Here is a 13,737-nt window from a genome sequence, read left to right as displayed (position 1 = left end):
CGCGGCCGGCCCGGACGGGGCGCGGGACACCGCAGACGGCTCAGGCGCGGGGGCCGGTGCCGGCCCGGGAGCGGGACGAGGACGCCCAGCCGACGGGAACGGTCAGGTCGGTGGGGTCCCCCTTGCGTCATCACCGGCTCCCTGAGGGTTCGGCGCTCGTCGCTGGTTTCGCTGGTTTTCTTGCCGCGCCGGTGCCGGACCATGCCCGCGCCGGGCCTTTCGGCGGTACGACGGACCCCGTGGCCGGCGCACCGCGCCGGGAGCCCGCCCCTCTTCGGCCGAACGCGTGTGCTGAACCGTTCCGCTCCGGGCCGGCTGCTTCGTGCCGACCTCCGTGCCGACCGGCCCGGAGCCGGTCACTTGGTCATCGACGGCGACTGCGGCGGAATCGGCGAGGCCGCGAGCGACTGCGGGGAGGTGGGGTTGGCATACGCCGAGGGAGGCGCCATGCCTGCCGTGGGATCGGGGGCCGGGCCCTCCTCCTCCGCCGGGGCGGACGCGCCGCCGACGATGGGGATGTCGGCCGCGTCGAAGGCCCGCTTGATGCGCCAGCGCAGCTCGCGCTCGACGGCCACCGACTTGCCCGGCATGGTCTTGGCCGAGACATGGACGACCATCGAGTCGAGCAGCACGCTGTCCAGGCCGAGCACCTCGATCGGGCCCCACAGGACCTCGTTCCAGGGCTCCTCCTTGCCCATCTTCTCGGCGACCTCGTCGAGGACGGCCTTCACCTTGTCCAGGTCCTCGTCCGCCCGGACGGTGACGTCGACGCCGGCCGTCGCCCAGCCCTGGGAGAGATTGCCGATGCGCTTGACCTCGCCGTTGCGGACGTACCAGATCTCGCCGTTGGCACCGCGCAGCTTGGTCACGCGCAGGCCGACCTCGATCACCTCGCCGGAGGCCACGCCCGCGTCGATCGTGTCGCCGACGCCGTACTGGTCCTCCAGGATCATGAACACGCCGGAGAGGAAGTCGGTGACCAGGTTGCGGGCGCCGAAACCGATCGCCACACCGGCCACACCGGCCGAGGCCAGCAGCGGGGCCAGGTTGATCTCGAAGGTGGCCAGCACCATCAGGGCCGCGGTGCCCATGATCAGAAAGCTCGCCACCGAGCGCAGCACCGAGCCGATGGCCTGGGAGCGCTGCCGGCGGCGCTCGGCGTTGACCAGCAGCCCGCCCAGCGCGGTGCCGTCCACCGCCCGGACCGTGCGGTTCATGCGGCCGATGAGCTTGGTGATCGCCCGGCGGACCACGGTTCGCAGCACCGCCGCGATCACCAGGATCAACAGGACCCTCAGGCCGATCGCCAGCCACGTGGACCAGTTCTCCTCGACCCAGCTGGCGGCGTTCGTCGCGCTCTCGTGCGCGTCCTGGAGCGTGGGGACCGTCAGGGCCGGGGTCTCCGACGGAGAAGGCGACGGCGAGGAACCGGCGGCCGGCAGGACGGCGGGCAAGGACACGGCAGGTACCTCCAGGTGCATCCACCCTCCGGCAAGGAATCGATGTCGTCGAGGTCACGAAGAGGTCACCGGACGGGCAGAACCACCACACTAACGGGGCACAGCGAGGGGAACGGTGCGAAGTGCGCAGGATGGCCCGCGAGAGGTGGTGCCGAGCGGCTTTTGAGCAGGTCGTGCGGCAGGAGAACGGCTTCGGGACCGGATCCGGTGTGGTCGAAAACACTCCCGTCCCGTTACCGTGACATGGTGGCGCGCTCACCAGGCGAGAGGGGAAACTTACTCCAGGCAGCCCCGGCGCGAGCCACGCGCCGCAGGCGTACAAGGAGGCACCCGTGCCGCATGTCCTGGTCCTCAACGCGTCGTACGAGCCGCTCGGCGTCGTACCTCTCCGCCGCGCGCTCGTCCTCGTCCTCGAGAACAAGGCAGTCTGCCTCGAGGAGTCAGGCGCCTATCTGCACAGCGCAAGCCTCACCGTCCCCGCACCCAGCGTGGTCCGGCTCAAGCGTTTCGTGCGGGTTCCTTACCGGGGACCCGTTCCTCTGACCAGGCGAGCGCTCTTCGCCCGCGATGGGGGCCGGTGCATGTACTGCGGCGGCGTCGCAACCAGCGTCGACCACGTCGTCCCCCGCTCACGCGGGGGCAAGCACGTCTGGGACAACGTGGTGGCTTCCTGCCGCCGCTGCAACCACATCAAAGCCGACCGCCACCTGGTCGAGCTCGGCTGGCGCCTGCGCCACAAGCCGGCCCCGCCCACCGGCCTGGCCTGGCGCATCATCGGCACCGGCCATAGGGACCCGCGCTGGCTGCCCTACTTGCAGCCGTACGGCGCGGACGACGTCCTGGCCCGGATCGACGGCATCTCCGCCTGACGACTCCGGGCTTTTGCATCGGCGGACGACGGGCCTGCGGCCGGGCCCTCCGGCCCGGCCGCAGGCCCTGAACGGCCGCTCCGGGCCGCCGACGGCCCCGACGGCGGAGCCCGCCCTGGGCCCGCAGGCTCGGCGGTGGGGCCGCCCGTCGCCTTCAGAGTGCCGCCGTGCCCCAATCCCTGCGCCCTCACGGACGGCATGCCCACGACAGGAGGCGCGGGTGTGCGGAGTGCCGTCGCAGAGGGGCGGGGGGAGGAAGAGGGAGCCACTACGCCCGCATCATCCTGTTCCCCCTTGTTCCCCCTTGCTCACCCTGGTCCCCGGCTTCACCTCCGTCGGCCGCGCTGCTCACCAGCGGGCTGTGTGCACTGCTGCGCGCCTGCGGGGTGGCCGGTCGCGTTTGGTTACGCAGCGTAACGAATGAAGGCGGCTGATCGCGCTTCGCTCACAGGAGTAGAAGCTTTGGGCGGGGGATCCGACGGAGACCAAAGCTTTACCTGATCTTAATCAATTCAGTAAACGTGCCGATTGTCACATCCACTTGCTGATCTTGGGTCAACTGATGCCCCTTTTCTGTCGGTTGACCTCACGTCAGCTCACATGCCTTAGTTGGGCAGACAACTGTGAAAGCACTGTGGGTGGGGTGTGACAAGCGTGTGGACCCGATTGCGGGGCGGGGGCAGAGCCATCGGGGCGCTACTGAGCGTGACGTTGGCCGTGGGGGCGATTCCAGCTCTGAGCGGTGAGGCCGCGGCCGACGTGCCGACGGCGCCGCAGAGTGCCGGAACCACCACGACCACCGGTGGCATGTCGGAGGCGGAAGCGCTGGCCGAGGCCAGGCGTACGGGGAAGCCGGTGGAGATCTCCGCCCTGCGCGGGGAGTCCCGCGAGGTGTTCGCCACGCCGGAGGGCCGTCTGCAGGCGCAGGAATATCTGCGTCCGGTCTGGGCCCGCGGTCCGGGCGGCTGGAAGCGGGTGGACACCAGCCTGGTGACGACCGACGAGGGAACGGTGGCCCCCAAGGCAGCGACGGTGGACGTGGAGTTCTCCGGGGGCGGTGGGACGGCGCCGCTGGTGCGCATGCGGCGCGCCGGGCGGGAGCTGAGCCTGACGTGGCCGACCCCGCTGCCGAAGCCCCGGCTGGACGGTGCGGTGGCGACGTATCCGTCGGTGCTACCGGACGTGGATCTGCGGATGACCGCGCAGGAGGACGGCTTCACCCAGCTGCTGGTGGTCAAGACGGCGCAGGCCGCAGCGAACCCGGAGCTGGCCGAGCTGCGGATGAGGCTGTCGGCGTCGGGGCTGGAGGTGCGCGAGACCGACCAGGGCGGACTGGAAGCCGTCGACAAAGGTGCCGCTGGTGCGGTGTTCGAGGCGCCGAAGCCGATGATGTGGGACTCCAGCACCGGCGAGCAGGCAGCAGCGTCGCGCGCCTCCGCGGTGTCGCGTGCCTCCGTGGCGTCAGGCGCTCCCACGTCCGGTGCGCAGGCCGCGGGGGACCGCGAGCCGGGTGCGGCGGAGTCGGGCAAGCTGGCGCCGGTGGACGTGGCGGTGACGGCCGGGCAGAAGGAAGTGGTGCTGACCCCGGACACCGACGTCCTCAGGGGCGCCGACACCACCTACCCCGTCTACATCGACCCGCAGTGGTACACGCCGAAGGCATCGGCGTGGACGATGGTGTCGAAGTATTGGGCGTCCTCCCCGCAGTGGAAGTTCAACGGTGCCTCGGACGCCGGTCTGGGCTACTGCAACTGGTCCTACTGCGCTCCGCATGACACCAAGCGCCTGTTCTACCGGATCCCGACCTCGACGTTCGCGGGCAAGTCGATCCTGTCGGCGGAGTTCGTGGTCCGCAACACCTGGTCGGCCTCGTGCTCGGCGCGAGCAGTGGAGCTGTGGCAGACCAAGGACATCTCCTCGTCGACGACGTGGAACAGCCAGAACGCCTCAGGTTTCTGGATCAAGGAACTGGCGTCGAAGTCGTTCGCCTACGGCTACACGGGCTGTGCGGCCAAGGACGCCGAATTCAATGTGAAAGCGGCGGTGCAGGCGGCCGCCGACAAGAAGAGCTCGACGATGACGTTCGGGCTGCGGGCGGCCAGCGAGACGGACGGCTACGCCTGGAAGCGGTTCTCGGACAAGGCGTTTCTGCGGGTGCAGTACAACCGGCCGCCGCCGCAGGTGAAGATGTCGCAGCTGACCATGGAGTACGGCGGCGCCTGCAAGAAGCCGGCCGACGCGGCGCGGGTGCGCACCCTGGGCAAGATCTATGCCAACAACATCACCGACCCGGACGGCGACAACGTCGCGGTGCAGTTCGAGGCGAAGTGGGACTCCGGGGACGGCAAGGGGCTGATCGCCCGGTGGAAGCCGGCGCTCACCTCGTTCAAGAAGTCCGGGTCCAGCTTCTCGATCAGCCTGCCGTCCACTGTGCCGCAGAACAAACAGATCCACTGGTACGTGCGCAGCTATGACGGGGCCCAGTACTCGCCGTGGTCGCACGCGGGTGACCCGACGTCCTGCTACTTCTACTACGACACCAGCATCCCCAAGGCACCATCGATCACCTCGGGCGAGTACCCGGCCTCGAACCCGGAGGACCCGGAGGACCCCTGGTACGACGGAGTCGGCCAGTACGGCACCTTCACCCTGAGCTCCTCCTCGACGGACGTGGTCCGCTACCGCTACGGGTTCAACACCGACCCGAGCGCGGCGCAGCAGATCACCACCACCGGCGGCGCGGTCAAGTCCGTGCGCCTGCTGCCGGCCAAGCCGGGCCTGAACTTCATCACCGCCCAGGCATTCGACCAGGCAGGCAACGGATCCGAGGTGAGGACCTACCAGTTCCGGGTGAAGGCCGGCCAGCCGGAGCGCGCGACCTGGCAACTGGACGAGGGCGCCGGCGCCACCACCGCCGCGTCCACGACCGCACCGCGGACCGTCCGGCTGCACGGTGGCGCCACCCTCGGGGCCGAGGGCAAGAAGGGCACCGGACTGCACTTCGACGGCACCTCCGGGTACGCCGCCTCCGACCTCACCGTGGTGGACACCTCCGACAGCTTCTCCGTCGCGGCCTGGGTGCGGCTCGACCGGATGCCGACGGCAGCGGCGATCATCGCCGCCCAGCCGGGCAATCACTCCCCGGGCTTCGAGCTGTACTACTCCCGGTCCTACGACCGCTGGGTGTTCAACCAGTACACCTCCGACACACCCGGGGCCTCCATCGCCCGGGCCATGGCCGCCGCACCCGGAGACGCCAAGGCAGGCGAGTGGACCCACCTGGTGGGTGTGTACGACGGCAAGGCCAAGCAGCTGCGGCTCCATGTGAACGGCAAGCAGGTCGGCGCCACCGCGTACACCACCGCCTGGGAGGCCCGCCGCGGCCTTCAGCTGGGTGCCGGCATCTACAGCGGTGTCCACAAGTCCTTCTTCCCCGGCACCGTCGACGACCTGCGGATCTTCGACCGGGCGGTCAGCACGGCCGAGGTCGGGCGGCTGTACCAGGACCAGGAGCTCACGACCGGACGCCCGGCCCGGGCCGTCTTCCCGCTGGACGAAGAGGCCGGCGCCCAGGAAACGGCCGGAACGGCCGCCGAGCAGCCGCTGACCCTGCACGGAGGCGCCACTCTGGGGGAGAGCGGAGTCGCGGGCAGCGCCCTGAAGCTGGACGGGAACAGCGGCTACGCGGCCACGGACCTGCCCGTGCTCAACACGGCTCGTTCGTACACCATTTCCGCCTGGGCGAAGCTGCCCGAGGGGGGCACCAGCGGCAACCGCACCGTGCTCAGCCAGAGCGGCACCTACTACAGCCCGTTCTACCTCTCCTACGAGGCCGAGGTGAACACCTGGTCCCTGCGCACCTCGTTGGAGGACGTCGAGTCGGGCAACATCCGCGACCAGCGGGTGCGGGCCACACAGCCCGCACGGCCCGGCGAGTGGACTCACCTCACGGCGGTCCACGACGTCGACGCCCAGCAGATCCGCCTGTACGTCAACGGACAACTGCAGGGCAGCGCCGACGCCCCCAAGACCTGGGAGGCCCAGGGGCCCGTGCAGGTCGGCCGCACCATCTGGAAGGGCGATTACGTCGACTACTTCCCCGGGAGCATCGACGACGTACGGCTCTTCGACCGACCGGTCGCCGACGACGAGGTCCGCCAGATCTTCCAGCAGCGACCGTTGGTCAAGGGCCGGTGGAAGTTCGAGGCAGCGTCGGGCTCCCCGCTGGTGACTCCGGACGCCTCTGCCTCAGGCAACGCCATGACGCTGTACGGCGGTGCGCAGCTCGACTCCGGCTGGGTCGACGGTGGCGTGATTCTTGACGGTGTCGACGACTACGGAGTGACGTCCACGGTGCCGGTGGACACCAGCGCCAGCTTCACGATTGCCGCATTCGTGCAGGCGGCGGCGGTTCCGGAGCAGAGCGCGACGCTTCTCAGCGTGCCCGGCACGTCGCAGAGTGCGTTCACGGTGCGCTACGAGCCCGGTGACTCCCCCGAGGAGCCGGGACGGTGGCGGCTGACAATGGCGGCTGCCGACACCGCCGATTCCGCAGTCACTCAGGTCGACAACGGGCAGTTCTTCAGTGTCAGCGACTGGACACATGTGGCTTTGGTCTATGACGGGTTCGCCAAGCAACTGTCGTTGTATGTGAACGGCGAGCTGGAAGAGGTCGCGTGCGCGGACACGGAAGAAGACGGCGCATCGAACGACACGACCTGCAGGGACAGCTTCTCGTGGGCGGATGACGTGCTCTCGTTCAAGTCGGCACAGCCGATGCAACTCGGCCGGGCCAAAACGGGGACAGGCACTTGGGGCCAGTACTGGCCTGGCGCGGTATCCGATGTGTGGGCCTTCCAGGGAGTGCTGAGCAAGGCGCAGATCGGGCGACTGGCCGAGGGACTGCCCGGCATGGACACCGAGGTACCGGGCGACTACTGACGCAACGGCGGCGGCCTGTGACCTTCCGGCCGCCGCAAAACCCGCGACTTTGCATTCAACTTCCGCTCCGGCCTGCTCGCGATACGCAGGCTGGGCTCGTAGTGAAGAACGAAGGATGGGATGAACGGCAGATCGGGCAAGCGGTTCAGAACGCTGCGGCGACGCGTCGCACTCGTTTCGGCTGCGGTCATGGTCGGCACGCTCCTGCAGGGAGTGGCCCAGTCGGCTGCCGTGGCGGATGACGGGAAGGGGCGTCCTGCCCTTCCCCGGTCCGAGAAGCCGATACCCGGCTCAGCGGGCAAGACCAAACCACGCACCCTGATGAAGGGACCGCGTATTCCGCGGACACCACCTGACGCGGCCTGGCCCAAAGAAGCGACGGCATCGGTCGAGCTGCCCGCCACCACTTCGAGGAGCGCTGTTTCCAAGGCCGCCCGTGCCAAGGGGCTGCCGCTGGCACTGGACACACAGGGCATTTCCGATGCCAAGTCGGCGAGTGGTGCGGTCGAGGCGCGTGTCCTTGACCGCGAGGCCGCGAAGAAGGCGAACGTCGACGGGTTGCTCTTCACGCTGCGTTCGAAGAGCAGAGGCAAGAACGGTGAGGCAGGCCGGGGCGGCAGGGTGCGAGCCACGCTCGACTACTCCGGCTTTGCCGAGGCATACGGTGGTGGCTACGCCTCCCGTCTGACCCTGGTCGAACTGCCGGCGTGCGCGCTGACCACCCCGGACAAGGCCCAGTGCCGCACCAGTAAGCCAGTCGAGACGATCAACGACACCGAGAAACAGACTCTTACCGCGCGGAGCGTGACTCTCGGCACCAGCGCCTTCACGGTGCTCGCCGCTGTGGCGGAGGAGAACAGCGCGAACGGTGACTACAAAGCCACGCCGCTTTCACCATCGGCGACCTGGGAAACCAGTCTGAACACAGGTGACTTCGTCTGGTCGTACGACATGCAGGTGCCGGACGTCCCCGGCAGCCTGACTCCCACGGTCGAGTTGGCGTACTCGTCGGGGACCGTCGACGGGCGTACCGGCAACACCAACAATCAGGCATCCTGGGTGGGGGACGGCTTCAACCTGTGGCCCGGTTTCATCGAGCGCCAGTACAAGCCCTGCGCTGACGACGGTGTGGAGAACGCCGACGGCAATAAGCCGGGCGACCTTTGCTGGGCATACGACAACGCCTTCCTCACCTTCAACGGCAAGGGCGGCGAGCTGGTTCCCAATGGGACCAACTCGTGGAAGCTGAAGAACGACGACGGCACCAGGATCGATCGTCTGGTATCCAGCAGCCGCGGCAACGGTGACAACGACGGCGAGTACTGGCGTCTGACCGACCCGGACGGCACCCGCTACTACTTCGGCTACAACCGGCTGCCGGGCTGGACGGACGGCAAACCGGCCACAAACTCCACCTGGACCGTCCCCGTCTTCGGCAACGACACCGGCGAGCCCTGCCACGCCTCGTCGTTCGCCGATGCCTGGTGCCAGCAGGCCTGGCGATGGAACCTCGACTATGTCGTCGACACGCACGGCAACGCCATCGCCTACTACTACAACCAGGAGACCAACTCCTACGGCCGCAACCTGAAGGCCAAGGACAACACCCGCTACGTACGCGGCGGCACCCTCGACCGCATCGAGTACGGCCTGAAGTCCTCCTCGGTATACGACACCAAGGCACTGGCCAGAGTCAGTTTCACCAATGCCGAGCGCTGTCTGCCCAACTCGTCCACCACCTGCACGGACATCGACAAGGACGCCGCCTACTGGTACGACACGCCCTGGGACCTGAACTGCGACGCGGACAAGGACTGTGACAAGGGCCGCTTCTCCCCGGCGTTCTTCACCCGCAAGCGGCTCACCGAGGTGACCACCCAGGTCTACGACGGCAGCGCCTACCAGAACGTCGACTCCTGGAAGCTGACCCACCGCTGGGGCATGGCGGACACCGATTACCAGCTGCTGCTGGACTCCGTCCAGCGCACCGGTCACACCGCAACCCCTGCGATCAGCTTGCCGAAGACGACCTTCGCCTACACCCAACTGGTCAACCGCCTCGACAAGACCGGTGATGGCTATGCGCCGTTCATCAAGGCTCGTCTGTCCACAGTCGCAGATGAATCCGGCGGCCAGATCGACGTCAACTACTCGGCACCGGCCTGTGACTGGAACGCGCTGCCGACGCCGCAGACCAACACCACACGCTGCTTCCCGCAATACATCGGCGGCAGCACATCGGACGATCCCGAACGGCAGTGGTTCAACAAGTACGTAGTCACCTCTGTCACCGCCACCGACCGTACCGGCGGGGCACCGGATCAGGTCACCACCTACCAGTACCTGGGTGGTGCGGCCTGGCACTACGACGATGACGACGGTCTGACCAAGGAGAAGTTCAAGACCTGGTCGCAGTGGCGTGGCTACGGACAGGTTCGTGTGCAGACCGGTGGCCAGGGTGGCGCCTCGGCGATGAAGACGCAGGAGGACACCTACTTCCTGCGCGGCATGGACGGCGACCGCAAGGACACCAGCGGTGGAACGAAGTCCGTGACCGTAACCCTGGAGGACGGAGAGGGCGACCCGATCACCGACCACGAGTCCGCGGCCGGCTTCGCCTACAAGACCGTCAGCTACTCCGGTCCCGGCGGCAAGATCCTGGCCAAGACGGTCAACCGGCCTTGGCATCACCAGACCGCGAAGAAGGTCCGCAGCTGGGGAACCGTCACCGCCAACTTCACCGGAACCAAGAGCAGCAAGACGTGGACGTCCCTGGACGACGGGGCCGGCGCGAAGTGGCGTATCACCGAAACCCACAACGAGTTCGACACAGTGGCCGGGCGGGTCACTCAGGTCGACGACCGGGGTGATGTCAGCACCGCCACCGACGACATCTGTACGCGCACCACCTATGCCACCAACACCGCCGACAACATCCTCACTCTTCCTTCCCGGGAGGAGAAGGTGTCCAAGGCCTGCAGTGCGAGCGTCAGCCGCCCCGCGGACGTAATGTCCGACGTGCGCACTGCCTACGACGGTGGTGCATACGATGCCGTCCCCACGAAGGGGGACGCGACAGCCAGCGCGGTGCTGAAGCAGTACAACGGCACTACCGCCGTCTATCTGGAATCCGGAACCACCTACGATGCCTACGGTCGGGAGCTGACCAGCACCGATCTGACCGCCAATGTGACCGTCACCGACACTGGCGTACTCACGCGCACTGCGCGCACTGACGGTCGTACCACCACGACCGAGTACACCCCCGCAACCGGCTTCGCCACCACCGTGAAGGTGACCACGCCTCCGGCCAAGGCGGGCGATGCGACCACCGCTCAGACCACGACCACCATCCAGGACATCTTCCGCGGCCTGCCCCAGAAGCAGATCGACACCAACAACAACGCTGTTGACTTCGCATACGACGCCCTGGGGCGATCGACCAAGGTGTGGCTGGCCGACCGGCTCACCAGCCAGACTCCGACCTACCAGTTCACCTACACCGTCACCGATGGCCAACCGGTTGCGGTAGGCACCAAGACCCTCGGCAACAACGGCGTCCAGCGCACCTCCTACATCCTCTACGACGGTTTCCTGCGCCCTCGCCAGACCCAGGATCCCGGACCTGACGGCGGGCGCCTGCTGACTGACACCTTCTACGACGAACGAGGTCTGAAGGCCAAGGAGTTCGCCACCTACTACACCACAGGCGCACCCTCCACCACGCTGTTCAAACCCGAAGACGCCCTCAGCGTGGAAACTCAGACCCGCTACACCTACGACGGCCTGGGCCGCCAGACCGAGGTCAAGCAGATTGCCGGCAACGGCGACGGCGGCACCGTACTGGGAATCACCAAGACGATCCATGGCGGCGACCGGACCACGGTCATCCCGCCGGTCGGCGGTACCGCCACCACCACGCTCGTCGACGCTCGTGAACGGATCGTCGAGCTGCGGCAGCACCATGCCCGCAGCGCCGAGGCCTCCTACGACACGACCAAGTACGCCTACACACCACGAGGAGAGCTGTCGAAGGTCATTGACCCGGCAGGCAACACCTGGTCGTACACCTATGACCTGCAGGGTCGCCAGCTGACGGCCACTGACCCGGACAAGGGCACCACCACCAATACCTATGACGACCGTGGCCAGCTGGTCACCACCAAGGACGCACGCCCCGGCACCCCGGCACTGTGGTACGGCTACGACAACCTCGGTCGCAAGACCGAGCTGAGGGAAGGCTCAGCCACCGGCGTTCTGCGTGCCTCGTGGACGTACGACACCCTGAACGGTGCCAAGGGTCATCTGGCGGAGTCCACTCGCTATGCCGACGGCAACGCCTATACGACCAAGATTGTTGCCTACGACCGCCTCTACCGGCCGCTGCGTACCTCCGTCACGATTCCGGCCTCTGAAGGCAGCCTGCAAGGCACTTATCTGTCGACAACCAGCTACAACGTCTCGGGCAAGGTGCAGGGAATCGGTTATCCCAAGGCTGGCTCCCTGTCGGCTGTAGCCGTGTCCTACACCTATGAGGACGCCACCCTGCGTCCCATCGCCATGGGCAGCAGCCAGCGTCTGAACGTCACCACCAGCTACAGCCTCACCGGCAAACCCCTGCAGTACACACTGTCCAACAGCGGCAGCAAGGCGACCTGGGTCACCAACACTTATGAGTGGGGCACCCAGCGTCTGGCCACCTCCCGCGTCGACCGCCAGGACATCGCCGGAGTCGACCAGAACAGCACGTACCGCTATGACGAAGCAGGCAACGTTCTGTCCGTCTCGGACGTCTCCCGCTTCGGCACCGACACCCAGTGCTTCACCTACGACTACTTGCGTCGCCTGACCGAAGCCTGGACGCAGAGCAGCACCGAGTGCGCGAAGACACCCAGCGGCAGCGTCCTGGGAGGCCCGGCCCCGTACTGGCACTCCTACACCTACGATCTGGTCGGCAACCGGGCCACGGAAATACTTCACGACACCACCGGTGATGCGTCCAAGGACACCAAGCGGGTCTACACCTACCCGGCGGCCGGCAGTGCCCGTCCGCACACCTTGTCCTCCGTCACAACCACTGGTCCGACCGGTACCGCGAAGGATTCCTTCGGCTACGACGAGGCCGGCAACACCACCGCTCGTACTCTGAGCGGCACCACTCAAACCCTCGCCTGGGATGCGGAGGGCCGTCTGGCGAAGGTGACCGAGCCCGTTGAAGGCGGCAGCAGCAAGGTCACCGAGTACCTCTACGACGCTGACGGCAACCGTCTCATCGCCCGTACTCCCACCGAGACCACGCTCTATCTCGGCAACACCGAAATCACTTTGGCCAAGGGGTCCACCACTCCCAAGGCCACCCGCTACTACGACCTGGGCGGCGGACATCAGGCTGTTCAGACCGACGACGGCAGTGTCTTCTTCACCCTCGCCGACCACCACGGCACCGCCCAGCTCGCCGTCGACACCGCCACTCAGGAACTCACGCAGCGCCGCACTCTGCCCTTTGGTGGAATACGCGGCACTGAGCCGGCCTCCTGGCCTGGCACCAAGGGCTTCGTCGGCGGCACCGACGACACCAAGGTCACCGGTCTCACCCACCTCGGCGCCCGCGAATACGACCCTGCCATCGGCCGTTTCATCTCCGTCGACCCGGTCATGGACCTGGCCGACCCTCAGCAGATGCACGGCTACACCTATGCCAACAACAACCCTGTCACCCTGTCCGATCCCACCGGTCTTCGGCCGGACGGAATCTGTGGCGGCAACACCAGCACATGTGTGCCGAGCAACTCGCTCTCCGGAGTTCCTGTCACCCACAAGGAGTCCTGGACCAGAAAGAAGGATGGTTGGTATTGGAAGGAAACCAAGGAGACCAAGAGCGGGAAAACCTACTCCTACAATGCGTGCCTCGGCTGCAACAAGTGGGTTGACCTAACCCCAAAGAAGCCTCACTGGACTGAAGTCGTCGACGGGCTGGGAACGGTATTTCCCTTGCTGGGGCCCGCCGCTGATATAGTCATCGGGATCCACGCTGCCTACCAGGGAAACTGGAGAGAAGCGGCCTTGAGAGGGGTCAGCATCTTTCCGGGAGTGGGCGAAGCACGCCACGCGAAACGTCTGTTGAAGATGAAACGGGCGAAGTGTGAGCGCAACAGCTTCACGCCGGGAACAAAGGTGCTGATGGCGGACGGCAGCACCAAGCCGATTGAGGACGTGGAGATCGGCGACAAGGTATTGGCCACCGATCCCAAGACCGGTGAAACGGCCGTCGAAACCGTCACCGCCGAGATCAAGGGTGAGGGCGTCAAACACCTGGTCGAGGTCACGATTGACATCGACGGCCACCAGGGCTCTGAAACGGCCACTGTCACCGCCACTGACGGACACCCCTTCTGGGTCCCCGAGCTCGGTGAATGGATCGACGCCACCGATCTCAAGGCCGGCCAGTGGCTCAAGACCAGCGCCGG

4 protein-coding genes are annotated in these 13,737 nt (G+C 67.0%); 3 read left to right on the top strand and 1 reads right to left on the bottom strand.

Features of this window, described 5'->3' with window-relative positions:
- Positions 1-356: 356 nt before the first annotated feature.
- Complete coding sequence (locus CCN35_RS10510) at positions 357-1,460, bottom strand: mechanosensitive ion channel family protein (RefSeq protein WP_086792377.1); 1,104 nt, start codon at positions 1,458-1,460, stop codon at positions 357-359.
- A 332-nt stretch (positions 1,461-1,792) separates the two neighbouring features.
- Here CCN35_RS10510 and CCN35_RS10505 point away from each other — a divergent pair, with 332 nt between their 5' ends.
- The 3 genes from CCN35_RS10505 to CCN35_RS10495 all read left to right on the top strand — a co-directional run.
- The gene (locus CCN35_RS10505) at positions 1,793-2,329 is read left to right on the top strand and encodes an HNH endonuclease (RefSeq protein WP_067398270.1); all 537 of its coding nucleotides are present in this window, start codon (positions 1,793-1,795) and stop codon (positions 2,327-2,329) included.
- An 807-nt stretch (positions 2,330-3,136) separates the two neighbouring features.
- A complete protein-coding gene (locus tag CCN35_RS10500; RefSeq protein ID WP_067398272.1) occupies positions 3,137-7,270 on the top strand; it encodes a LamG-like jellyroll fold domain-containing protein in 4,134 nt (1,377 codons plus the stop codon).
- A gap of 189 nt (positions 7,271-7,459) precedes the next feature.
- Positions 7,460-13,737, top strand: a 6,278-nt coding sequence (locus tag CCN35_RS10495; RefSeq protein ID WP_107501039.1) for an RHS repeat-associated core domain-containing protein, incomplete at its 3' end; no start/stop codon positions are given.

Source organism: Streptomyces thermovulgaris, assembly GCF_002155915.1.
Taxonomy (GTDB): Bacteria; Actinomycetota; Actinomycetes; order Streptomycetales; family Streptomycetaceae; genus Streptomyces; species Streptomyces thermovulgaris.
The sequence above is the reverse complement of the archived record's forward strand: the minus strand, read 5'-3'. Positions and strand labels throughout refer to the sequence as shown.